This window comes from Phaeobacter sp. JH20_08, assembly GCF_048056635.1.
In the GTDB taxonomy this organism is placed as follows: Bacteria; Pseudomonadota; Alphaproteobacteria; order Rhodobacterales; family Rhodobacteraceae; genus Phaeobacter; species Phaeobacter bryozoorum.
In genome coordinates this window covers 338015-362816 of record NZ_JAYMVV010000005.1, presented here as the reverse complement: position 1 = coordinate 362816, position 24802 = coordinate 338015, and the positions used below count along the sequence as shown (strand labels likewise).

Genomic DNA, 24802 nt, shown 5'->3' with positions numbered 1-24802 from the left:
TGAACAAAGGGGCCGCGCATATCTGCTGCGGCCCCTGTTCGTTGCACACTCAAGAGCTGCGGTTACTCGCCCGGCAGGCTGCCGCGCCCCTGTCCTGACAGGCCGCCAGAGACCTCTTCCGTGGCCTCGCTGGCAAGCTCCTGCGGCAGCACCAGATTGAGCACAACTGCAATGAGCGCCGCCGGCAGCAAGCCCGAGGTCATCAGGACCCGCAGCGTATCCGGCAGGTGCTGCACCGCACCCGGTTCCAGCTGCAGCCCCAATCCGATGGAGAGGGAAATGGCAAAGATCACCATATTGCGGCGGTTCCAGTCGACATCCGACAGCATCGAAATACCAGCAGCCACCACCATGCCGAACATGACGATGACACCGCCTCCCAGCACCTCAATCGGAATGGTGCGGATGATCGCGCCAACCTTCGGGACCAGCCCGCAGAGGATCAGGAACAGCGCGCCGATGGTGACCACATGACGGCTCATGACGCCGGTCATGGCGATCAGGCCCACGTTCTGGCTGAAGGAGGTATTGGGCAACCCGCCAAACACGCCCGCCAGCGCCGAGCCGAAACCGTCCGCATAGGTGGCACCGGAAATCTCCTTGTCGGTGGCTTCCCGGCCTGCACCGCCACGGGCGATACCGCTGACATCGCCCACGGTTTCAACCGCCGATACCAGCCCCATCAGGCAAAAGCCGACAATCGCGGCAAAGGAAAACTCGATCCCGTATTTGAACGGCATCGGCAGCGCAAAGGCGCTGGCGCGCGACCAGCTGGTGCCAATGGCCTCGACCGTGACCATGCCCATCATCATCGCATAGAGATAGCCGACAATCAGCCCGAGCAGCACCGCCGAGATCGACAGCATCCCGCGGGCAAAGAACTTCAGACCCAGGGTGACGATGATCACCACCAGCGCTGCCGACCAGTTCAGCAGCGAGCCATATTCCGGTGTCCCGATCGCTGGCACGCCTCCGGCGGCATATTGAATGCCGACCTTGACCAGCGCCAGACCGATCATGGTGACCACCAGCCCGGTGACCAGCGGCGGCAGGGCAAAGCGAATACGCCCGATCACCAGCCCCAATGCGGCATGAAACAGCCCGCCGATCAGCACCCCGCCGAACAGCGCCGCCAGCGCATCAACCCCCTTGCCCGCGACCAGCGGGATCATGATCGGCAAGAAGGCAAAACTGGTGCCCTGCACAATCGGCAGCGCCGCACCAACCGGCCCGATGGTCAGTGTTTGCAGCAGCGTCGCCGCCCCGGCAAACAGCATCGACATCTGGATCAGATAGAGCAGTTCGGGAAAATCGGGGGAATTAGAGCCAAAGCCAAATCCCGCCGCCCCGGCCACGATGATCGCCGGGGTGACATTTGAGACAAACATGGCCAGCACATGCTGGATGCCCAGTGGCACAGCCTTTGCCAGCGGTGGAGTGTAATTGGGATCGCGCAGCTGCGCCGGCGTTCCGATTGAGCCATCGGCCATGGATCTGGTCCTCTCTGTTGTTGCTTATTCTGTTGGTCTTGGTCGGTGTTGTGATGACACTCTCATTTGGCGGAGTGCCTGTTGCGAAAGAAAAAGGCGCAAGACCCGCTGGGTCGCTGCGCCTTTGATTGTCAGATCAGGGTCGGATCACCTGATAGGGGCTTTCAAACCAGTGTTCTTCCAGATTGGCGCCCTCTCCGATCCGATCCACCACGGCAAACAGGCCCGGCGCCGTCAGGGGCGTCAGCACCCCGTGCCAGGTGCCCCGGTGGAAGTTGATCGCCTGTCCGGGTTGCGTTTCAAAGGCAAGCGGCAGTCCCGGCACACCACCGCGATCCGGGGCGACGATCACCAGAAATCCGGTTTCACTCATCGGGATGAAGGCCTGACTGCCGTCCGGGTGGCGCTCGACCATCCGCAGGGGCATCGGCAGTTCACGCGGCTCGGCGTTGAACAGGCTGAGACCCGCACGACCGGCGCTGAACTCCATGGTGGCCCGATCGTGATACCGTCCGCAGAGCCCCTGATTGATGATCTTGTCCGGCGCTCCGGTGCAGTCGATCAGATCGCCAAAGGGGGCAAAGCCCTCGGCTGTGATCGGCTGGATCTCAAGCATCTTCATCGCGGTCTCCGGCATAGCTGGCAGTCCCTCACGGCAGCACATCCCGCAGGCGGAACTCGGCGATACGTTCGACCTGCCGACAGGCTTCGGCAAATTCGCTGTCGCGATCATTGGCGATACGCCGTTCAAATGCTGCAAGAATCGACGTCTTATCGTGGTCGCGCACCGCAATGATGAAGGGAAAGCCGTGTTTTTCCACATAGGCGCTGTTCAATTGCGTAAACCGTGTGCGTTCCGCATCAGTCAGCGCATCCAGCCCGGCGGAGGCCTGCTCGCTGGTGCTCTCCGCCGTGAGACGTTTGGCGGCGGCCAGCTTGCCTGCCAGATCCGGGTGCGCTGTCAGCACGCCCAACCGCTCCGCCTCGCTGGCAGAGCGGAACATCCGGCACAGCGCATTATGCAGCCCCGCCGCGCGGTCATGGGCTGGTCCCAGTTCCAGACCATGCGCCTGTTCGGCAAGCCAGGGGGAGTGTTCAAAGATCCCGCCATAGGCCTCGACAAATCGCGCGCGGCTCATCTGGCTGGGGCGTTCACGGCGCTGATGTGGATGGGTTTTCGCCCAATGATCGGCGATATCAATGCGGCGCGGGCACCAGACCCCGTCGAACCCCCGGATATAGTCGATAAACCGTTTCAGCCCCGCTGCCTTGCCGGGGCGGCCGATCAGGCGGCAATGCAGCCCGATCGACATCATTTTCGGCGCACCTTCTTCACCCTCAGCATAGAGCAGGTCAAAGGCGTCCTTGAGATACCGATAGAACTGTTCGCCAGTGATGTAGCCGGGTGCGGTGGCAAAGCGCATGTCGTTGGCTTCCAGCGTATAGGGGATGATCAGCTGATCGCGTTCGCCGACCTCCAGCCAATAGGGCAGATCATCGTCGTAGGTGTCCGAGATATAGTCAAAGCCGCCCTCCTCAGCCACCAGACGCACGGTGTTTTCACTGCACCGGCCAGTGTACCAGCCACGCGGGCGCTCTCCGACCACCTCGGTATGCAGGCGGATCGCCTCGGCAATGGCGGCGCGTTCGTCGGCCTCTGCCATATCCTTGTGTTCGACCCATTTCAGCCCGTGTGACGCGATCTCCCACTGCGCAGCCTTCATCGCCGCGACCTGTTCGGGAGAGCGCGCCAATGCGCTGGCGACACCATAGATGGTGACCGGGATATCCACAGCGGTGAACATGCGATGCAGCCGCCAGAACCCGGCGCGGGCGCCGTAGTCGTAGATCGATTCCATGTTCCAGTGCCGCTGTCCTGGCCAGGGCGCCGCCCCGGCGATGTCAGACAGAAACGCCTCCGACCCCGCATCACCATGCAGGATATTGTTCTCCCCGCCCTCTTCATAGTTCAACACGAACTGCACCGCGACCTTGGCATTGCCGGGCCAGGCTGCATCGGGCGGCGTCGCGCCATATCCGATCATGTTGCGGGGGTATCTGTTCATTGCCGGGGGCCTCTTTTCAAACAACTCCAGGTCATTACTATGGCAGAAGATCACGGCTATCTTTCAAATTTTCCCGAATACACTATCAGATTGCACAGGTTTGCAGGCCCCGCCGCCATCAGGCAGAGGTAGCCCCATAGCAGGAGGACTTAAGAATGAGCACAAGGACAGAGCCCGGGTATCTCACCACACATGTGCTGGACACCGCGCGCGGCTGCCCCGCCGCCGGACTGCCGATCCGGCTGTACCGGCTGGATGCAGGCGGGCGCACCGAGATCGCGCAGATGCTGACAAATGCCGATGGGCGGACCGACAGTCCGATCCTGCCGAAGAAGGATTTTGTGACCGGTCTCTACGAGCTGGTGTTCGAGGCCGGGGAATACCTGCGCACCAATGGCCAGGCCTCCGGCGAGATGCTGTTTCTGGACGAAATTCCGATCCGCTTTGGCATCACCGATGAGAGCGCGCATTACCACGTGCCCTTGCTGCTGTCGCCTTTCGGCTATTCCACCTATCGCGGCAGCTGAGCGCTGCCGCGCCCTGGCGCGGCCATGCCCAACGGACACGGCGCTCCGACAGGAGCGCCGGGGCGGGCGGGAGCTGCTGCGGGTCGCTCAGGTCTCGGGCGTTCCTGCCTGCGCGGGGTCGGCAGCACGCCCCGGTTGCGCGCCATCGACACGCAGCCCATCGACACGCAGCACTGAGGCCAGCCGCGCGGTCATATATTCCATGAACAATCTGGTCTTCGGATCCTGATGGCGGCGATGGGTATAAAGACAGGCCAGCTGGACGGGCACCGGTGGCGTGGCCTCGGCGACCGGCACCAGACGTCCTGCCGCCAGATGCTCGGCAACCTCGAAGAGGGGTTTCAGGATCACGCCCTCCCCTGCCAGCGCCCAATCGGTCAGCACATCGCCATCATCGCATTCGTAGCGCCCGCTCACCGCAAAACGGCGCGGGCCATCGCCGGTCTGCAACAGCCACTGAAACTCGCTGGCGCCGGGGTAGCGCAGGTTCAGACAATTATGCCCATCCCGCAGCAGCGCGTCACCATCTGCGGGCAACCCGCGCCGCGCGACATAGGCGGGCGCGGCGCAGAGCACCCGCTGGCAATCCGCAATCTTGCGAATGCGCAGGTTGCTGTCCTCTGGCTGGCCCAGGAAGAATGCCAGATCCAGCCCCTCGCTGGTCAGATCCACCGCACGGTCCGACAGCCGCAGACGCAGGTTGATCTCCGGGTAGGTGGCCAGGAATTCCGGCGTCTGCGGCGCCAGCAGCCGCCGACCCAGCCCCAGAGGTGCCGCCACAAACAGGGTGCCGCGCGGGGTATCGGTCAGATGCATCACCCTGGCCTCCGCCAGATCCACCGCATCCAATACCGCAACCGCCCCGTCATAGAAGGCTCGCCCCTGCTCGGTTGCGGTGAGATTGCGAGTGGTGCGCTGGAACAGCCGCACGCCGAGGTATTCCTCCAGCTGCGAGATCCGCGCCGAGGTGACTGCAGGCGACACCCTGAGGTCGCGCCCTGCGGCCGACATCGAGCCCAGTTCATAGACCCGAACGAAGGTGCGGATATTGTCGAGGTAAGACATGACAGAGGCCTGCGATTGTTCCAGATTTTTTGATACAGTTTGGCAGTATATGGGAATACCGAAGAAACCCCGCTTTGCCTAGTGTGGCAGGGCTGCGCTAGGCCAGATTGCGCCCCGCCCGGCCCGAACCACCGGGCGGCATCGGCGCCCGCAGGACGCGCAGCGACTGACTGTTAACCCAGCCCCGGCCGCAGCAATGCGCATTGGGCGACAAAGGACCGGATCTGAATGTTTGAGCTGTTGATGATGTGGGATTGGCTGGGCTTTGCCATCCGCTGGCTGCATGTGATCACCGCCATCGCCTGGATCGGCTCCTCCTTCTATTTCATCGCGCTGGATCTGGGGCTGCGCAAGGCACCGGATCTGCCGGTGGGCGCCCATGGCGAGGAATGGCAGGTCCATGGTGGCGGTTTTTATCACATCCGCAAATATCTGGTCGCCCCCGCCGAGATGCCTGACCATCTGACCTGGTTCAAATGGGAAAGCTATATGACATGGCTTTCGGGTTTTGCGCTGTTGATGGTGGTCTATTGGGTCGGTGGCGAGCTGTATCTCATCGACCAGTCGAAGGCGGATCTGGCGCTGTGGCAGGGGATCCTGATTTCAGCCGCGACGCTCTCGGTGGGCTGGCTGGTCTATGACCGTCTGTGCAAATCCGGTCTGGCTGAGCGCCCGACCCTGCTGATGGTGCTGTTGTTCGTGATGCTCGTGGCCATGGGCTGGGGTCTCAATCAGGTGTTCACCGGTCGCGCCATGATGCTGCATCTCGGTGCCTTTACCGCCACCATCATGACGGCGAATGTGTTTTTCATCATCATGCCCAACCAGCGCATCGTGGTGAAGGATCTGCAGGAAGGCCGCGCGCCGGACGCCAAATATGGCAAGATCGCCAAGCTGCGCTCGACCCATAACAACTATCTGACGCTGCCGGTGGTGTTTCTGATGCTGTCGAACCACTACCCGCTGGCATTTGCCAGCGAATACAACTGGCTGATCGCGGCGCTGGTGTTCCTGATGGGGGTGACCATCCGGCATTATTTCAACACACGCCACGCCCGTGCCGGTGATCCGACCTGGACCTGGCTGGCGACGGCGCTGTTGTTCCTGGGCGTGATCATCCTGTCGTCGCTGGGGCTTGAGCATGAGGGCGACGATGCCCCGGAGGAGGCCGCGCTGAGCGGCACCGCGCTGACCATGGCCCAGACCGAAGGCTTTGCCGAGGTGCATGAAATCGTTCTGGGCCGATGCAGCATGTGCCATGCCCGCGAACCCTTCTGGGACGGGATCCGCACCGCCCCCAAGGGTGTCTTGCTGGAGACCGAAGCGGATGTGGCCCGCCGCGCCGGTGAGATCTACCTGCAGGCGGGTGTGACCCATGCGATGCCACCTGCCAATATCACCTATATGGCGCCCGAGGATCGCGCTGCGATCCGGGCCTGGTTCCGCGCCGCGCAGATGTAGCCAGTCGTCAGCCCGTCAGCTCCAACCCGGGGCGCGCATCAGCGCCGATCTGTCGCCGATCTGTCAGAGGCTTGATCACGAATTGGCGCGGGAACCTATCACGCGACATTGACGTTACACACCGGGTTTGCCCTATGTTAGGTCTGATCCCGGTCCACATGTCTCGGTGGCGTCAGCGCCGATCCGCCCGAGACCGGGGACCGATCTTGTAGCCTGTCCGGAGCGTCCCATGTTCTATCGCCGATCCTTCCGCCGCTCCCTTTGCCATGTCACTCAACCTCGGGGTTTTGCTCAGCTGGGCCGCAAGGCCGCCCTGGCAACGGCCTTGTTCTTTGGCGGCACATTGGCGCTGTCTGCGGCGGACGCCCGGCTGGTCGCGCCGGGGTCGGACGGCGATCTGCGCGACCTCCTGCAGGATGCTTCTGCCACGCTGGCGACCAGCGCACGCGGCGAGACCGGCGTGCAGCCGCTGATGGCGGCGGCGCTCTCGGATTATCGCACGCTGGTGCAGGTGCTTTACGATCAGGGATATTTCTCACCGGTGGTGCAGATAAGCGTCGATGGGCGCGAGGCGGCCCGGATCCAGCCCCTGAACCTTCCGCGTGAGATCAAGAAGATAGACATCACCGTCAAGGCAGGTCCGAAATTCACCTTTGGCACCGCTGAGATTGCCCCCCTCCCACAGCGACGAGCGGTTGAGATCCCCGAAGAATTTGCCACCGGTCGCACGGCCACCACCGCAGTCCTGCGCGATGCCGCAAACGCGGGTGTGGAAAACTGGCGCTATGCCGGTCACCCGCAGGCCAAGGTCGGCGCGCAGTCGATCACCGCCAACCATGTGGCCGCCAGACTGAATGCGAGTCTGCGCCTGGCGCCGGGACCGCAGCTGCGTTTTGGTCGTTTGAAACTGGCCACACCCTCGAATGTGCGGGCAGAGGCGATACAGCGGATCGCAGGCTTCCCGACAGGCGAGGTGTTTCACCCCGATCTTCTGTCGCGGTCCGCGACACGGTTGCGCCGCACCGGGGCTTTTGCCGCTGTCACCATTCGCCCTGCCGAACGCGCCAATCCCGACGGTACGCTGGATTATGTCGCCAGGATCGAGGATCAGCCGCCCCGGCGATTTACCTTTGGGGCTGAACTCAGCTCCTCTGACGGGCTGGAGGTGAGTGGTTCCTGGATGCACCGCAATCTCTTTGGCGGTGCGGAGCGCCTGCGATTTGAGGCCCGGTTGTCGGGCATTGGCAGTGCAAATGATCTGGACGGGCGCGTGGCGCTGCGGCTGGACCGGCCTGCCGCTTTTGGTCCCGATGACAGCCAGTTCTACCTGCTTGAGGCCGAGAGGCTGGACGAAGAACATTACACCGCCACCCGTGGACTGGGCGCGGTCGGCCTGCGCCGGGTCTATTCCGACCAGCTTTTTGCCGAGGCCTCTGTTGGCTTTGAGAGCGTGCTCGCCGAAGACGTCTTCGGCAAGCGACGTTTCAAATATCTGGTCGGGCAGTTGCGGGCGGAATACGACGGGCGCGACAGCAGCCTGAGCGCCACCAGCGGATATTATCTGGATGCCCGCGCCCTGCCCTTTGTCGGCGTGGATGGCAGCAAATCCGGGCTTCAGCTGAAATTCGACGGGCGCGCCTATAAGGCGCTTGGCAGCAGTGACCGCATCGTGCTGGCCGGGCGGTTGCAGATGGGATCGGTGATCGGCCCGTCGCTGTCTGAGGTTTCGCCCACCCTGCTGTTTTACTCCGGCGGCGCAGGATCGGTGCGCGGTCAGGAGTTCCAGTCGCTGGGCGTGCCTGCGGCGGGCGGGATCTCCGGCGGGCGCGGCTATCTGGCCCTATCGGGCGAGGTACGCGGGCGGATCGGCGAGAAATTCACCCTGGTCGGCTTTTACGATGTCGGGCTGGTGGATGCGGAGAGTTTTGTCTCCTCGGACTCGGCCCGACATGCCGGCGCCGGGTTCGGGCTGCGCTACGACGTGGCCGGGATCGGCGCTATCCGTCTGGATCTGGCCTATCCGGTAGACGGTGGCAGCGACGACGGCTTGCAATTCTACATCGGGATAGGACAGGCATTTTGAAACATCTTCTTGCAGCCCTCCGCCCTGCCACCCTGTTCTCGCCGCTGCTCCTGGCTGTGGTGCTGACAATGGCCCCTCTGGAAACACCCGCGCAGGAGCGCCAAGAGAGCGGTGGCCTGCTGGTTGATTTTCTCGAAGACACGCTCTCGGGCGAGAGCCGCGCGATCCGCGTTACCGGGCTGGAGGGGGCGCTGTCCTCGCAGGCTACGCTGCAAAAGCTGACCGTGGCAGATAGCGAAGGCATCTGGCTGACCATTGAGGGCGCAGAACTGGACTGGAACCGCCTAGGCCTGCTGCGCGGTGATTTCTCCATCAACACGCTAAAGGCGGATCGCATTCATATCGAACGCGCACCCGCTGCGCCGCTGGACGACCCCAACCTGCCAACCCCCGAGGCGGCGCCGTTCCAGCTGCCGGAGCTGCCGGTGTCGATCAATATCGGTGAAATCAAGGTTGGGCGGCTGACACTTGGGCAGGATCTGGTCGGGGTGGCGGCGGTGCTGACCCTTGATGGTTCGATGAGCCTTGCCAATGGCGCGCTCGACAGCGCCTTGCAGATCACCCGGTTGGACCGCGACAGTGATCAGCTCACCCTGGAGGCGGGTTTTGCCAATGACACCGGCAATATCACGGTTGATATGGTGTTGCAGGAGGAAGACGGCGGGCTTGTGTCCACCGCGCTTGGCCTGCCGGGCGGCCCCGATATCCGTCTCGCCCTGCAAGGACGCGGACCGGTTGAGGATTTCAGCGCCGAACTGGCACTGGATACCGACGGCACCCGACGCCTCGGCGGTACTGTTGTTCTGTCGCCTGCCGGCGACGCCCCGGCGGATCCCAGCGCGGGCAGCCGCCCCATTGGCTTTCGTGCGGATCTGAACGGCGATATCACCGCGCTGGTCGATCCGGTCTATCAGCCGTTCTTCGGCCCAGACATGCGCGCCCGGCTGCGCGGCCAGACCCGCGCCATGGGCGGGGTGATGATCGACGATCTGGCGCTTTCGACACAGGCGCTGGAGGTTTCCGGTTTTGTTGAAATGGCCGCCGGTGGCGAACTTGAAAGCGCCGATCTGAGCGCTGCGGTCACCCCTCCGCCGGGACAGGAAGCGGTGGTCCTGCCAGTGGCAGGCGGTTCGACCACGGTCACCGACCTTGCGTTCCATGCACGGAAACCCGCTGGCCGCGACTGGACCGTGACTGCACGGATGAAACGGCTGGCCAACCCCGCGCTGCGCATTGCCCGTGCCGAGTTGGAGATGACCGGCACCCTGGACCAGAGCAGCGGTCTGGCGCTGGATGGGCAGATCGCCGCCGCGCTGACCGGGCTGCGCCCCACCGACCCTGCATTGGCCGAGGCCCTGGGGGCGGCAATCACCTTTGACGGGCAGGTCACCACAGATGGACCCGGCGCGCTGCGTATCACCAATATGCTGCTGTTGGGCGCGGATTACGGTGCGACCGGGGCGGTCACCATCGACGGTCTGGAAAGCGGGCTGCGCATCTCCGCCGATATTGACGCCAACGCCCAGGATCTTGCGCGTTTCTCCAGCCTTGCGGGACAATCTCTGGAGGGGCGGATGACGGCAAAGGCCGTCGGCTCCACCACCCCGCTGTCTGGGGCCTTTGACATTGACCTCGCAGTTCGGGGTCAGGACCTCTCGGCGGGATTGCGGCCTGTCGATGACCTGATCGGCGGCACCACCACCATTTCGCTCAAGGCCGGCCGGGACGAGGCCGGGCTCAGCATCGACCGCTTCGCGCTGGAGGCCAAAGGGCTGAGCGCGCGGGCCAATGGGCAACTGGGCAGCACCAGCGGCAACCTGTCCCTCGGCGCCACGCTGAAGCAGCTGGAGAAGGTCCTGCCGCAGGCCCCCGGAGCGCTGCAATTCAGCGCGGATATCACCCGCGAGAACCAGACGTTTTCTGGCATTGCCGAGCTGCAAGGCCCGAAATCATCCCGCGCGGAACTGACCGGCCAGATCAATATCAACGGCGATGGCGATCTGGAGTTCGACGCCGCGATCAACGCGCTTGAACGTTTTGTACCGACCCTCGCCGGATCATTGAGCGCCAAGGGCACTGCCAGCCGCCGCGCCGGGGTCTGGACCTTTGACGGTGCGGCCGAAGGACCGGCGGGGCTATCGGCTGATCTCGATGGTACGGTCTCCGAAAACAAAGGGGACGCTGATATCACCTTTGACGCGCTGGTGGCCGAGGTACAGCGCTTCGTTCCCGGGCTGCCGGGGCGGCTGACCGCCGAAGGCACCGCCCGTCGCCGCGATGGGGTCTGGCAGATCGATAGCCGCGCGATTGGCCCGGCTGGGGTCACCAGCACCGTAGCGGGCAGCTGGGACGAGGTGCAGGGCCGTGCCGATATTGATGCCAGGGGACAGCTGCGTTTGGAGGGGCTGAACCCCTTCATGTCACCCAATCTGATCCGTGGCCCCGCCCAGTTCGATCTCTCGCTGGAAGGGGAGCCATCGCTGGCCAACCTCAGCGGGCAGATCCGTACCAGTGGGACGTCGCTGGCAATTCCGGCTGCCGCCCAGCGGATAGATGACATCACCGCCACCGTCTCTATTGCGCGGTCCAGAGCCGATCTTCAGCTGACGGCGCAGCCCCGCGATGGCGGCCAGCTGCGGGTCAGCGGACCCATCGGGCTGATCGCGCCCTTTGATGCGCAGTTGCAGATCGCGCTCACCAATGTCGGTCTCAGCGATCAGCTGTCCTATGACACGCAACTCTCTGGTGCGCTGTCTCTGACCGGGGGGCTGATCGGAACCAAAAGCCTGTCAGGGCGGATTGATGTGGGCGAGACCAATATCAACCTTGCGACCGCAGGCGGCTCCGTTACCGCAGCGCCGATCCCGGATATCCGCCATCAGGGTGAGCCTGCCGAGGTGCGCCGCACGCGCGCCCGTGCCGGGCTGATCAACACCGGCGGCAGCGGTGGCGGGGCTGGCCGAACCCTACTTGACGTGCTGATCAGCGCGCCCAATCGCATCAACGCCCGTGGGCGTGGCGTTCGTGCCGAGCTGGGCGGCCAGATCCAGCTGCGCGGCAGCACCGCGAACCTGGCGCCATCAGGCCAGATCAGCCTGATCCGTGGCACCTTTGATATTCTTGGACGACGGCTGGCGCTTGATGAGGGGCAGATCACCTTGCAAGGCGACCTGCGCCCCTATCTGCTCTTGCGCTCCTCGGCAGCGACCTCCGAAGGCACCGCGACGCTCGAACTCTCCGGGCTGATCGACAGCCCCTCGATCAAGGTGACCTCCGAGCCGGAACGCCCAAGCGAGGAGGCATTGGCGCTATTGCTGTTTGGCGACAATATTCAGGACCTCTCCCCGCTGGCGCTGGCACGGCTGGCGAGCTCCGTCGCCACGCTCAGCGGGCGCGGCGGCAGCAATCGGGCCGAGAGCAAACTGCGCGATGAAACCGGCGCCAGCAATGTTGAGCTGGGTCTCGACAATATCGGCGCGGGCCTTCTGGATATCGGCGGCTATGTGTCGGAGAACGTCTATACCGATTTCAATGTCAACACCCGCGGCGACAGTGAGCTGAGCATCAATCTGGATGTGAGCAAGAGCCTCACCGTCACCGGCAAGGTGGATGGCGAAGGCGAGACCGGGATCGGCCTCTTCTTCAAACGCGACTATTGATCTGCGCCCCAGCCATGGGCGCGGTTCAGCGACTGCGGCCGGCCATTTCGATTGCAAAACGCGCCGCCCCGCTGACGCCTGCGGCATCGTCGGTGATCAACCACAGCGGCGTGGTTTCACACCGGCTCTGCACGCCGGTCGCAGGTTGCAGGAAGCTTTTGAGGAATATCTCGCAGGCCGGGGTGCCGAGCACGCCCCGTGCCACGCTGCCGGCAAAAAAGATCCCCTGTCCCGGCATATAGGTCGGCACCAATTCGCGGGCAAAATCCCCCAGCAGCCGCGCCCAGCTGGTCACCGTCTCGGCGGCAGGGCTGTCGGCATCGGCAAGATAATCCGCGACGATCTGCGCGCCGCCCTCTGCCGCGACGCCATGCAGCGCCTGATGATAGCGCACCAGCCCGCGCCCGGAGAACAGATCCTCATTGGTTGCAAAACCGGCAGCTCGCTCTCCAAGCCGTTCGGCCAGACCACGCGCGACAGGCGCCGACAGGCTGGTATGGCCCATCTCGGCTTCGGCAGTGTGGCCATCCACCGACAAGGACACGTTGAAGCCGGTGCCGATGCCCGCCACCAGCGCCTGCTGTCCGCGCTGGTGTCCCGCCCGCAGCGACGACAGCTGGCCGGGGATCAGTGCGGGCAGCGAATGCCCGAGCGCGGCCAGATCGTTGATCACGTCAACCCGCGCGCCCTCGCCTAGCTGCAACTGTCGACCCAGGTCCGCTGCCGTCCCCTGCCAGTTGCGGTTGGTCAGCTGATATTCGTTGCCATAGACAGGCCCCGCCACCGCGATGCAGGCACCGGCCAAAGGCGGCAGATCGGGCTGCGAGCAATAGGCTGCAAGCACGTCATCGAGACTGGAAAAGCTATCATTAGCAAAGCTTTGCAGCGCCGTGACGCCGATTTCAGGACCGGCAAGGGCCAGCCGCGTATTGCTGCCGCCCACGTCGCCAACCAGCACTGTCATGTCCGAGCCCATGTGCTCTGTCCCTCTGCATGTCCGATTTTTGCGAGACACTGCCGTATTCAGCGTCGAAATGCAATTCTGCGACGGTCATAGTTTTAGCGCTAACATAATGCAATATACTTGCCACGGATCGATGTTTTTGCACAGTTGGAACTGTCCGACCAGGAGCCACGATGACCGGCACAGATGATCCTCCCAGCCCCGCCGCGCCGAAAGCGCCCGATGGGCTGACCCGCCGGTTTCTTGCCCGTCTTGCGGATCGTTTCGACAGCAGGATCGTCATGCCATTTGATCGCCTGCGGTTTCGTGCAACGCTCCGGCACCTGTCGGGGCCGCGCCAAATTCATCAACCGCGCGAAGCAGTTACCGTGGTCGCGCTGGTGCGGGACGGAGCCTATTACCTTGATGTTTTTCTCGCCCATTACCGCGCGCTTGGGGCGGCGCATTTCGTTTTCTGCGACACCGGCTCCAGCGACGACACGCTGGCCCGGCTGGCGGCAGAACCGGATGTCACGGTGCTGCAATCCCGCCTGCCCTGGGGCCGCTTTGAAAATATCTTTCGCGGTTATGCGGCGCGGAAGTTTTGCGCCGGTCGCTGGTGTCTTTTCGCCGATATGGACGAAATCCTTGAATTCGAGGGGCAGGCGCAGCTCGGCCTGACCGGGCTGGTGCGCTATCTGGATCGGCACGGGTATAGCGCGATGATGGCGCAGATGCTGGAAATGTTTCCCAAGGCGCCGCTGCAATCGGTCGCGCAGCACGCCTACCCGGAGGTGCAGCAGAGCTTCTGCCACTATGACATCGGCGCGGTGCGCGCCCTGCCCTATCATGATCCGGCTACCGGGCTGGGGTTCTTCCTGTCCCAGAACCGGCTGCCAGATGCGCCCGCGCCTGCACCCAGAATGCAGTTCGGTGGCATTCGCGGCGCGGTTTTTGGAGAGAACTGTTGCCTCAGCAAACACCCGTTGGTTTTTGTCGGTGCAGACGTCGGCCCGGCGGTGCATCCGCATCTGTCGACCGGTGTGCAGGTCGCCGACACGATGGCAGTTCTGAAACACTATAAATTTGCCAATGATCCGATGGCGCGGGATCAAGCCTCCCTGTCCCGCGCGGCCATCTCCCATGGCGAGGATGCGCTGCGTGTTGCGGGCTTTGCCACGACGCCGGATCTCAGCCTATGGTCCGAAAAGGCTCAGCGCTATAACGGGCCGGAAACCGGGCCGCAACAGCTGCGCGAGGCCGGTTTCCTGCAGGTTTCCCCGCGTTATCTGGCGGAGAGCGCAGCATGACCCGAGATGTGCAGGATCCGCCGGTCGCCGCCCAGACGCCGCCGATTGTCGATGCTGTCGTCATCGGCCGCAACGAAGGGGCGCGGCTGCTGGCCTGCCTGCGCAGCCTGCAAGGTCAGCTGCGTCGGGTGATCTATGTCGACAGCGGGTCAACGGATGGGTCGGTCGCCGCGGCCGAGGCGCTGGGGGTAAAGGTTGTCAGCCTCGATATGAGCGAGCGGTTCACCGCTGCCCGCGCCCGCAATGCAGGTCTGGCCCATCTCGACGGCGACTGTACCTATGTGCAGCTGGTGGATGGCGATTGCGAGGTGGTGCCGGGCTGGATCGCCAGCGCAACCGCGCGGCTGGAGGCTGATCCCCGGCTGGCGGTGGTCTGTGGGCGGCGGCGCGAACGTCACCCCGACAGCTCGATCTACAACCAGCTCTGCGATCACGAATGGGACACTCCGGTCGGCCCGGCGAAGGCCTGTGGCGGCGACGCCCTGATGCGGCTTCGCGCCCTGCAGGAGGTTGGCGGCTATCGCAACGACCTGATCGCGGGCGAAGAGCCTGAGCTGTGCCTGCGTCTGGCACGCGCCGGGTGGTCAATCTGGCGGCTGGATGTCGAGATGACATTGCACGATGCCCAGATGCTCCGGTTTTCGCAGTGGTGGCAGCGCAGCCGCCGTGCGGGTTTCGCCTTTGCCGAGGGGGCGGCGCTGCATGGCGCCGGTCCCGAACGCCATTGGGTTGCGGAAACCAGGCGGGCGCTGATCTGGGGCGCCGGAATCCCGGCCTGCATCCTGATGCTGCTGCCGTTTTCCGGTTGGGCGCTGCTATTGTTGCTGGTCTACCCGGTGCAGTTCCTGCGGCTGGCTACCCGGATGGGCCGTCGTCGCGCATTCTATTCCATTCTCGGCAAATTTGCCGAGGCACAGGGCGCGATGGAATATCACTGGCTGCGACTGCGGGGGCGCAAACGCGGATTGATGGAATACAAATAACTGCCGCCACCCCGGTCAGGTCAGATCCGGTCGGGCCAAATCCGGTCAGGCCAGATCCGGTCAGGCCAGTTTCCGTCAGGGGTGGCGCAGCCTGAGCGCGTGAAGCAGCTGACCCGGCAGGATTGCCAGACAGCGCAGATAGCGCGGACCCAGGCGGCGCGGGCTGCTCAGCGCCCGCCACAGCCATTCCAGGGCCAATCGGCGCACCCAGGCGGGCGCTCTTTTCTGATGGCCGCCCAGAAAATCAAGCCCCGCGCCAACTGAGGCAAAGCCGACCTCGGGCGCAAGAGCGCGACCACGGGCGGCCATGATCTCCTGTTTGGGGGCGCCAAGCGCCAGAAAACACAGGCCAATCTGCTTGCGCGCAAGCTCGCGCAGGATCTGCTCCGCAGCCTCGCTGCCGGGGTCAAAGCCCGTCGGCGGCGCGTGGCACCAGGCGATTTCAAGCCCCGGCACCTCAGCTTTCAATGCCGCGGAGGCATCCTGAAGCGCGGCTTCGGTGCTGCCCACAAGAGCAACAGGCACCCCGGCGCGCGCGGCCCAACGACAAAGCGGCAGCACCATGTCGGAGCCCGGCATCAGCGCCACCGGTCGTTGTGCCAGCCGCGACAGCCAGACAATGGGCCGCCCATCAGCCACCACGAAATCCTGTGCGGCATAGGCTTTCAGAAAGGCAGGCGAGCTGTGCATTTTCACCAGGTGATCCAAATTCACCGTCGCCAGCGCAAAGCCACGACGGGTCTGGAAATGCCCCATCACCGCCTGTTCCAGCCGCGCCGGATCGGCAATATTCACATCAATCCGTGTGTCCCGAATATCAAAATACACCCGCATCCCCCCTCATGCGCCAGAAGCGACGCCCCTCTTCGATCACATGGCCTTGCATCTGTTTCAAGAGTTTACCTCAGAATACGAATGCGGGCGACAGCGCAGACATCTGGGGCTAAACTTATGGTCACGGGGGCAAATACAGGAGCGCAGGGCCGCACGCGATGCCAAATGCTTTGGCCTATCTTATGCTGATCGCCTGGCCGGTGATCGCATACAAACTGTTTCGGCGTCTGCCGTTGCAGCAGGCTATTCTTTGGTGCGTCATCGGCGGCTATCTGTTCCTGCCACCGCTTGCGGTGTTCGACCTGCCATTGGTCCCGGATATGGACAAGGATTCCATTCCGGCCGTCGTCGCTTTTGTGATCTGTGTCTATATCCTGCGTAAGCGGGTGGAGATCTGGCCCCGCCATCCGGTGATGCGGGCGCTTGTGGCTCTCTTCCTCGGTTCGGTCATTGCAACCGTCCTGACCAATGGTGACCCGATCGTGTTCCGCGTGCTTGAAAACGCCGAACCCATCGTCTTTCCGACCTATGCCCTGCCCGGGCTGCGCTGGCGCGACCTCGGATCGGTGATGATCAACCAGTTGATCGTCTTGCTGCCATTCTTTCTGGCGCGCCGTTACCTCTCACATCCCGACCAGCAGCGGCAGCTGGTGATGGTGCTGATGGTGGCCGGGCTGATCTATTCGATACCTTCGCTGTTCGAAGTCCGGTTCAGCCCGCAGATCAACACCTGGGTTTATGGATTCTTTCAGCATGATTTCAGCCAGACCATGCGTCAGGGCGGGTTCCGACCGATTGTATTCCTGCCCCATAGTCTGTGGCTGGCGCTGTTCGTGCTGATGTCAGTGCTGGCCGCAACATCGCTGGCCCGCAGTGCCGAAGGCCCGGACAAGCGACGCTATACCATGGCGGCGATTTACCTTTTTGCGGTGCTGGTCCTGTGCAAGAGCATCGCCTCGCTGGTCTATGGCCTGATCTTTACACCCTTTGTGGCGATGGCTTCCTACCGGATGCAGATGCGGCTGGCGCTGGCATTGGGGGTGGTGGCGATTGTCTATCCGATGCTGCGCAACCTTGGGCTGGTGCCCGTGGATGCCATCCTTGCGCAGGCCCAGGCCTTCAGTCCCGAACGGGCGCAATCGCTGGGCTTTCGGTTCACCAATGAGGCGCTGATGCTGGATCGCGCCGCCGACAAACCCTGGTTCGGCTGGGGCGGCTGGGGGCGCAATCTGGTACGCAACCTCGAAAGCGGAGAGATCGAATCGATCCCGGACGGTCGCTGGATCCTAGTCTTTGGCACCTTTGGCTGGGTTGGCTATATCGCCGAGATGGGCCTTCTGGCCGGGCCCTTGGTGCTGCTGTGGCAACAGATGCGCCGCCATGCGGCTGCAACACTGTCGCCCTTTGCCGCGCCTCTGGCGCTGATGCTGGCGGCGACGCTGGTCGATATGCTGCTGAACGCGACGCTGACCCCGGTGACATGGCTCTGTGCCGGGTCGGTGCTTGGCTATGCTGAGCGCCTGCTATACCCCGGCCTGTTCACGCCAAAGCGGCAGCTGTTCGACGGCCATCAGGCACTCGCCACCGCGCCGCTGGCCAAGGCACGGCGCAGTGTGCTGTGATGCCGCATTCTCTTCGCAATTCAGGCCGAATTGGACACAATCTGTCCCTATCGATACCGTATATCTTTTGCAGGGTTCACACCGCGCACAGGGTAATCCGTCGGCTTGGGGGCCAGCGGGCGCACGCCCTGTTCACAGATTGGGGACCAATTCGTGCCACTGTTGCAAGACCTTTGCGCTCGCAGGGTCAGTGTTGTTGATTGGTTAGGGTTACGTTCGGGCAAGGCTCTTGTTTCGGACACATGGGTTGAGGACGATTGGGGCAATTGAAAACATCCGCGAAAACCACAGATCGCACTCCGTTTGACGCGTCACGCTACAGCGGCGATATCGCCATTGTCGGCATGTCGCTCTGCGTGCCGGGAGCGCAGTCGCCGCAGGCGTTCTGGCAAAACCTGCGTGACGGTGTGGAATCGATCAAACCCGTCAGCGAGCAGGATCTGCTGGCCGCAGGCGAAGACCCGGAAACGCTGTCCGACCCCAATTACGTCGCCGCTACCGCTGCGCTGGACGGCTACGCCGAATTTGACGCCGAGTTCTTTGGCTTCAGCCCAAAAGAGGCCGCCATTCTCGACCCTCAGCACCGCAAATTCCTCGAAGTCGCCTGGGGCGCGATGGAGGATGCAGGTCACCCGCCCGAAAGCCTGAACGGCCCCATCGGGGTTTATGCGGGCTGCGGCATGGGCAGCTATTTCTACTTCAACATCTGCTCCAATAAACCGCTGGTGGATGACGTGGGCATGTTCCTGCTGCGCCATACCGGCAACGACAAGGATTTCCTGTCGACCCGCGTCAGCCATGTCTTTGATCTGAAGGGACCATCGGTCAACATTCAGACGGCCTGCTCCACCTCGCTGGTGGCGGTGCATTATGCCAGCAAGGCCCTGCGCGAGGGCGACTGCGACATGGCTCTTGCCGGCGGCGTCACCATCGAACTGCCACAGGGCCGCGGCTACCTGTTCAAGGAAAACGAGATCCTGTCGCCCGACGGCCACTGCCACGCCTTTGACCACCGCGCACAGGGCACGGTCTTTGGCTCCGGTGCCGGTGCGGTTGCCCTGCGCAGGCTGGAAGATGCGCTGGCGGATGGCGATCATATCTGGGCGGTGATCAAAGGCTCTGCGATCAACAATGATGGCGCCGACAAGGCCGGCTATCTGGCCCCCTCGGTCGAGGGGCAGGCCAGCGCCGTGCGACAGGCGCTGCGCGCCGCCAAGACCCCGCCGGACACCATCGACTATGTCGAATGCCACGGCACTGGCACCTATCTTGGTGACCCGATCGAGGTCACCGCGCTGACCGAAGCCTACCGCGAAACCACCGCCGCCGTGGGTTACTGCCGTATCGGATCGGTCAAGACCAATATCGGCCATCTGGATACCGCCGCCGGCGTCGCCGGGCTGATCAAGACCGCCTTGTCGCTGCATCATGGTCAGATCCCGCCCAGCCTCGGCTATGAGGCACCCAATCCGGCGATTGATTTTGAAACCGCGCCTTTTGTGGTCAATGACCGGTTGCGAGACTGGACCTCGGCCAAGGGATCGCGCCGCGCTGCGGTCAACGCCCTCGGGGTGGGCGGCACCAATGCCCATGTCGTGCTGGAACAGGCCGCACCCCGCCCCGCACCGGAGGACAGCGATTTTCCGTTTCAGGTGCTCTGCCTCTCGGGCCATTCGAAGGCCGCGCTGAATGCCAATGCCAGTGCCCTGGCCGCGCATCTGCGCGCGAACCCGGATCTGCCTCTGGCCGATGTGGCCTATACGCTGAAGGAGGGCCGCCGAAGCTTTGCCAAGCGTCGCACCCTAGTCGCCGAAACCGCCGAGGAGGCCGCCGCGCTGCTTGAGGCGGGCGACCCCAGACGCGTGTTTGACCACGACAGCGCCGACCGTCCGCCGGAGGTGGTTTTCATGTTCCCCGGCGGCGGCGCGCAATATGCGGGTATGGCGCGGGATCTCTACGAAACCGAGCCTGTCTTTGCCGATTGGATGGACCGGGGCCTCGACCACCTTCAGGCGCAGCTGGACTATGACATCCGCGCGCTGTGGCTGCCGGAACCGGGGGAAGAAGACGCCGCCAATGCCCGGCTGCAACAGCCGTCGGTGCAATTGCCGCTGATCATGATCGTGGAATTTGCGCTAGCGCAGCTCTGGATCAGCTGGGGCATCCGCCCTGCCGCGCTGGTGGGACATTCGATGGGTGAAAACACCGCCGCCTGTCTGGCCGGTGTGCTGTCTTTTGAGGATTGCATCGATCTGGTGCTGCTGCGCGGACGGCTGTTCGACAAGGTGCCTGCCGGCGGGATGCTGTCGATTTCCCTTCCACTGGATGAGGTTGAGGCCCGGCTTTCGCCGGATCTGGACATCGCCAGCGTCAATGCCCCACGCCTCACTGCCGTGTCCGGCCCGCAGGAGGCGCTGGATGCGCTTGCGGCTCAGCTCACCGCCGATGAGGTGGATCACCAGCGGATCCAGATTGATATTGCCGCCCATAGCCGGATGCTGGAGGGCATTCTGGATGAATACCGCCAGTTCCTGCGCGGGTTGACCCTGACAGCACCAGGACGCCCGATCCTGTCGAACCGCAGCGGCCAGATCCTGACCGACGCCGAGGCCACCGACCCCGAATACTGGGTTGCCCAGCTGCGCAATACGGTCATGTTCGCCGCCTGTCTTGATACGCTGGCTGACGTGCCGAACCGCATCTATCTGGAGGTCGGCCCCGGTAAGGCACTGTCCTCGCTGGCGCAGATGGCGCCGAAGATCAAACCCGGTCAGGTGCTCAGCTCATTGCGCCATCCCGAGCAGATGATGGCGGATGATGCCTATTTCTTTGGGGTGATCGGACGGCTCTGGGCCTGCGGGCTGGACGCCGATTGGGATCAGATCTGGGGCGATGCACGGCGTCAGCGCCTGCCGCTGCCAACCTATGCGTTTCAGCGCAGCCGCTATTTCATCGAGCCCGCGGCCCCGGCCCGCGCCGAGGCTGCCATCATCACCCCGGCCCGCCACGACCAGCTGTCGCACTGGGGATCGCGCCCCAGCTGGCGGCCCGCATTGGCAAGCTGCGACCTGGACGTCACCGGCGAACTGGATCAGCAGCCCGAAACCTGGCTGCTGTTTGAAGACGACGCCGGACTCTGCTCTGAACTGGCCGCAAGGCTGGATCAGGCAGGCCACCGGGTGGTGCGGGTGCGCCCCGGCGACACCTATGCGCAACTGAGCGAGACCCGCTATATGCTGGCGCCCGAACAGGGGCGCGCGGGCTACGATGCGCTGCTTGCCGATCTGGCGCTGGCCGATCTTCTGCCCAGCCGTATCGGTCATTTCTGGCTGGTAACCGAGGGCGAGACCTTCCGGCCCGGCGCCTCCTTCTTTGATCGCAATCTGGAGATGGGATTTTATGCGCTGACCGCGCTGGGGCAGGCTCTGGCCCAGATCGACCTACCGCAGCCACTGCATATGACAGTGTTCACAACTGGCGCGGCCCAGCTGCGCGACGAACCGCTGCCCTACCCCGAAAAGGCGATGATCGCGGGCCCTGCCGGTGTGCTGCCGCGCGAAATTCCCGGCCTCACCTGCGCCACGGTCGATATCGAACTGCCGCGCCGCCCCGGTGGGCTGCGGCGCTGGCTGGCGGAGGACCAGCCCGCGTCGATTGCGGATCGCCTGCTGGAGGAGTTGCTGGCGGAGCCTGCAAATGGCACCGCACTCTGGCGTGGTGACAAGCGCTACACCCTGCGGTGGCGCCCTGTGGAGCTGTCGGAGGAGGATCAGATCACATCGTCACTCCCCGGCTTCCGCGAGGGTGGCACCTATCTGATCACCGGCGGCTACGGCGGCATCGGACGCACCATCGCGGCGGATCTGATGCAGAGCTATGGCGCCAATGTAGTGCTGATCTCGCGCGGTGGCCTGCCCCCGAGTGACCAGTGGGACAGCTATCTGAACCGCCACAGCCCGGCCAATACAACCGCCCAGCGCATCCGCGCCGTGATGGCATTGGACGCCATTGGCAGGGGCCGGGTCTTGCCGCTGGCAGCCGATGTCTGCAACAGCGAACAGATGCGCGCCGCCGTCGCCAAGGCCGAGACCGCCTTTGGCCCCATCACCGGTGTCATCCATGGCGCAGGCCAGATCAATGACGCGCCGGTTCTGGCCAAGACCGAGGACGACATTTCCCAGGTGCTCGCCCCGAAAGTCAGCGGGTTGCGGGTACTGGACGCCATTTTCGGCACCGACACGCTGGAGCTGATGGTGCTGTTCTCCTCCTCCTCGACGGTGACGCGCCCGATCGGCCAGGTCGATTACGTCGCCGCGAATGAATATCTCAACGCCTTTGCCAAGCACCGCAGCGGTGCCGGGGCTGCGGGCAACACAACCCGTGTCGTTGCCGTCGATTGGGGGGTCTGGGCAGATGTCGGCATGGCGGCAGATGCCATTGGCGCCCACCAGCAGGAGGCCGGTGATGATCCGATCCCCTGTGATCAGCCGTTGTTTGACAGACGCCAGTTTGCCCCGGATGGCGGGGTGCTGTTTCATCGTCGGCTGAGCAGCGACCAGTGGATCCTTGATGAACACCGCACCAAGGATGGCACTGCATTGATCCCCGGCACCGGCTACATCGAATATGCCGCCGAGGCACTTGCCGAACTGGGGCATGAGGCGCCTTTTGCCCTGCGTGATCTCTATTTCCTGCGCCCGCTCGTGGTCTCGGAGACAGCCCCCTGCGATATGGTCGTGCGGCTGCTGCCGGTCGAGCGCGGTTATGAGTTTGCCGTCTACAGCCGCACGGCGGAGGGCTATGCCCTGCATGTTCAGGCGCTGCTGGAGACGGATATCGCGGCGCGGCAGTCCGGTCGGCACCCCCTGCCCGATCTGCTACCGGTGGCCACCGAAACGCCACCCTGTACCAAGCGCGAACGGCTACGGACACCACAGGAGGCGCATCTGAAGTTCGGCCCGCGCTGGCATGTCCTGCAACAGATGCGACAGGGGACGGGCGAAGGCATTGCCCGGCTGCAACTGCCGACCATCGCCGCCAAGGACGGCACGCTGCTGCCACCCGGTCTGATGGATCTTGCCACCGGATGGGCGATTGACCTGATTCCCGCCTATCGCGGTGCCGCGCTCTGGGTGCCGGTGTCCTATGACGGTATCGAGGTCTTTGCTCCGCTGCCCTGCGACGTGCTCAGCCATATGCGGCTGATGGACAGCGATGCGACCAGTGCCCGGTTCGACATCACCCTGACCACCGAAGATGGCACCGTGCTGGTTGAGGTCCGGGGCTTTCAGATGCAGCAGCTGCCCGGTGCAACCAAACTGGCCCCGGCAGAGGAAGCAGACGCCAGCGGCGCGGATCTGGGACTGGCCGCATCGCCGGGCGCACAGCCGCTGTCGCCCGAGGAACGCCGACTGCATCGCAATATCAGCCAGGGCATCCGCGCCGAAGAAGGCCCGGACGCGCTGCGCCGGGCGCTGGCGACTGGCCTATCGCAGGTGGTGGTATCCTCCCTCGCGCTGCCGGATCTGATGGCACAGGCCGATCAGCCTCCGCAGCAGGCGCGCGAGGACAGCCAGAGCTTTGAACGGCCACAGCTCGACACCGACTACCTCGCCCCGCGCAACGCGGTCGAGGAGGAGATCGCGGCGCAGTTTGCCCGGCTGCTTGGGGTGGCGCAGGTCGGGGTCGACGACAGCTTCTTCGACCTTGGCGGCCATTCCCTTGTCGCGGTCCGGCTCTTTGCACAGATCAAGCGCAGCTTTGGAGTCGATCTGGCGATTTCCACCCTGTTTGAGGCCCCCTCCGTCGCGAGGCTCGCCGAACTGGTGATCGCCCGCACCGGCGGCGGCCTCACCACCGAAACCTCTGCCGACCACACAGGCACGCCCCAGGCCGAGACGCCGGCATATACCCATCTGGTGCAGCTCCACCCCGGCGATGGCACCGGGCGACGGCCTTTCTTTCTGGTGGCCGGCATGTTCGGCAACGTTCTGAACCTGCGCCATCTGGCGCTGATGGTTGGCAAGGACCGCCCGGTCTACGGGCTGCAGGCCCGTGGCCTGATCGGCGACGACGCCCCGCATGACCGGCTTGATGCGGCAGCCCGCGACTATCTCGCCGAAATCCGCAGCATCCAGCCGGAGGGGCCTTATCTATTGGGCGGGTTTTCCGGCGGCGGGCTGACCGCCTATGAAATGGCCCAGCAATTGCGCGCCAGCGGCGAAGACACCGCCGCGCTGATCCTGCTGGACACACCGTTGCCGATGCGACCTGAGCTGAACCACCGCGACAAGGCGCTGATCAAATGGGCCGAGCTGCGCCGCAAGGGCATCGGGTATCTGGGCGAATGGATCGGCAATCGCATCGCCTGGGAGATCGAAAAACGCCGGTATGCCGCCAGCGATGACAGCAGCGCACCGGTGTTCAACAACCGCAAGGTCGAACTGGCCTTCCGCGCCGCCTTGCCCGCCTATGAGCTGCGCCCGTGGAGCGGACCTCTCACATTGTTCCGCCCGCCGCTTGATCGCCATTGGCAGGTCTCGGCAGGGAACTGGGTCAGCCGCGAGCGCGAATATGTCTACGACGACAACGACTGGACCCGCTGGGCGCCAGCGATCGAGGTCGTCGAGGTGCCGGGTGATCACGACAGCATGGTGCTGGTGCCCAACGTCAGCGTGCTGGCAGGCGAGGTCAAGGCGCGGCTTGATGCAGCCGACGCCGCCGCGCTGCGCCAAAGCGCGCCAAAGGCGGCAGAATGAC

14 protein-coding genes are annotated in these 24802 nt (G+C 63.9%); 8 read left to right on the top strand and 6 right to left on the bottom strand.

Annotated elements, in window-relative coordinates; genetic code table 11:
- Nucleotides 1–62: 62 nt before the first annotated feature.
- The 3 genes from VWY75_RS03730 to puuE all read right to left on the bottom strand — a co-directional run bounded on the left by VWY75_RS03730 (nt 63) and on the right by puuE (nt 3556).
- Entirely contained in the window at nt 63–1490 is a 1428-nt protein-coding gene (locus tag VWY75_RS03730; RefSeq protein WP_416537294.1) for a uracil-xanthine permease family protein, read from the bottom strand.
- Between the two features lie 136 nt (nt 1491–1626).
- A complete protein-coding gene (locus tag VWY75_RS03725; protein ID WP_340546280.1) occupies nt 1627–2112 on the bottom strand; it encodes an ureidoglycolate lyase in 486 nt (161 codons plus the stop codon).
- 28 nt (nt 2113–2140) lie between these two features.
- Complete coding sequence (puuE, locus tag VWY75_RS03720) at nt 2141–3556, bottom strand: allantoinase PuuE (protein ID WP_416537293.1); 1416 nt, start codon at nt 3554–3556, stop codon at nt 2141–2143.
- A gap of 155 nt (nt 3557–3711) precedes the next feature.
- Between puuE and uraH the strand changes: the two genes are divergently transcribed.
- Complete coding sequence (gene uraH, locus VWY75_RS03715; protein ID WP_340544551.1) at nt 3712–4083, top strand: hydroxyisourate hydrolase; 372 nt, start codon at nt 3712–3714, stop codon at nt 4081–4083.
- Between the two features lie 87 nt (nt 4084–4170).
- On the opposite strand, the gene VWY75_RS03710 is transcribed toward uraH, so the two are convergent.
- Entirely contained in the window at nt 4171–5148 is a 978-nt protein-coding gene (locus tag VWY75_RS03710) for a LysR family transcriptional regulator (RefSeq protein ID WP_416535528.1), read from the bottom strand.
- 228 nt (nt 5149–5376) lie between these two features.
- On the opposite strand from VWY75_RS03710, the gene VWY75_RS03705 reads away from it, so the two are divergent.
- From VWY75_RS03705 to VWY75_RS03695, 3 genes are all read left to right on the top strand, one after another.
- Nucleotides 5377–6609 (top strand): urate hydroxylase PuuD, encoded by a 1233-nt coding sequence (locus tag VWY75_RS03705; RefSeq protein WP_340544549.1) that lies wholly within the window; start codon nt 5377–5379, stop codon nt 6607–6609.
- Nucleotides 6610–6838: 229 nt separating this feature from the next.
- On the top strand, nt 6839–8692 hold the full coding sequence (locus tag VWY75_RS03700) for an autotransporter assembly complex protein TamA (RefSeq protein WP_416535530.1): 1854 nt from the start codon (nt 6839–6841) through the stop codon (nt 8690–8692).
- On the top strand, nt 8689–12351 hold the full coding sequence (locus tag VWY75_RS03695) for a translocation/assembly module TamB domain-containing protein (protein WP_416537292.1): 3663 nt from the start codon (nt 8689–8691) through the stop codon (nt 12349–12351). Before VWY75_RS03700 ends, VWY75_RS03695 begins: the two co-directional genes overlap by 4 nt.
- A gap of 25 nt (nt 12352–12376) precedes the next feature.
- On the opposite strand, the gene VWY75_RS03690 is transcribed toward VWY75_RS03695, so the two are convergent.
- Nucleotides 12377–13327: a glucokinase gene (locus tag VWY75_RS03690; RefSeq protein WP_416537291.1), complete on the bottom strand. Its 951-nt coding sequence runs from the start codon at nt 13325–13327 to the stop codon at nt 12377–12379.
- 161 nt (nt 13328–13488) lie between these two features.
- On the opposite strand from VWY75_RS03690, the gene VWY75_RS03685 reads away from it, so the two are divergent.
- Together VWY75_RS03685 and VWY75_RS03680 are read left to right on the top strand one after the other, a co-directional pair.
- On the top strand, nt 13489–14604 hold the full coding sequence (locus VWY75_RS03685; protein WP_416537290.1) for a glycosyltransferase family 2 protein: 1116 nt from the start codon (nt 13489–13491) through the stop codon (nt 14602–14604).
- The gene (locus VWY75_RS03680; protein WP_416537289.1) at nt 14601–15587 is read left to right on the top strand and encodes a glycosyltransferase; all 987 of its coding nucleotides are present in this window, start codon (nt 14601–14603) and stop codon (nt 15585–15587) included. The genes VWY75_RS03685 and VWY75_RS03680 overlap by 4 nt, the downstream gene beginning before the upstream one ends.
- A 75-nt stretch (nt 15588–15662) precedes the next feature.
- On the opposite strand, the gene VWY75_RS03675 is transcribed toward VWY75_RS03680, so the two are convergent.
- Nucleotides 15663–16415: a WecB/TagA/CpsF family glycosyltransferase gene (locus VWY75_RS03675; protein ID WP_340544538.1), complete on the bottom strand. Its 753-nt coding sequence runs from the start codon at nt 16413–16415 to the stop codon at nt 15663–15665.
- A 164-nt stretch (nt 16416–16579) separates the two neighbouring features.
- Here VWY75_RS03675 and VWY75_RS03670 point away from each other — a divergent pair, with 164 nt between their 5' ends.
- Both VWY75_RS03670 and VWY75_RS03665 read left to right on the top strand, forming a co-directional pair.
- Complete coding sequence (locus tag VWY75_RS03670; protein WP_416537288.1) at nt 16580–18043, top strand: hypothetical protein; 1464 nt, start codon at nt 16580–16582, stop codon at nt 18041–18043.
- Between the two features lie 266 nt (nt 18044–18309).
- Nucleotides 18310–24801, top strand: a complete 6492-nt coding sequence (locus VWY75_RS03665) for a type I polyketide synthase (RefSeq protein WP_416537287.1) — start codon at nt 18310–18312, stop codon at nt 24799–24801.
- Nucleotide 24802: the final 1 nt, after the last annotated feature.